Annotated in this window: 1 protein-coding gene; it reads right to left on the bottom strand. The window is 24.3% G+C overall.

Annotated features, from left to right (window positions below; all coding sequences use genetic code 11):
• Positions 1–247, bottom strand: a 247-nt coding sequence (locus HMPREF2663_RS07720) for a DUF5080 family protein (RefSeq protein ID WP_141762241.1), incomplete at both ends; no start/stop codon positions are given.

The following is a 247-nucleotide window of genomic DNA, read 5'->3' as shown; positions in this document are numbered from 1 at the left end:
ACAATAGGAATTAATGATTTAAATAAAAAAATGCCATATTTTTTCTTTCTATACAAGTCCATTATTAGCCAGATAACTATAATAATGATTCCAACAAAAATAAATACAGGGTTCATTGACAAACTGTCTGCTTTAATATCACTAACAATATGTACTTTCGTAAGTATTAAAAGTGCAATAGCAATTAAAAAATAGTAAACAGATTTAATTTTCGAGACTTGTAAATCTAACTCTTGATATTCTATAT

This window comes from Staphylococcus sp. HMSC077D08 (genome assembly GCF_001837945.1).
Lineage (GTDB): Bacteria > Bacillota > Bacilli > Staphylococcales > Staphylococcaceae > Staphylococcus > Staphylococcus epidermidis.
The sequence above is the reverse complement of the archived record's forward strand: the minus strand, read 5'-3'. Positions and strand labels throughout refer to the sequence as shown.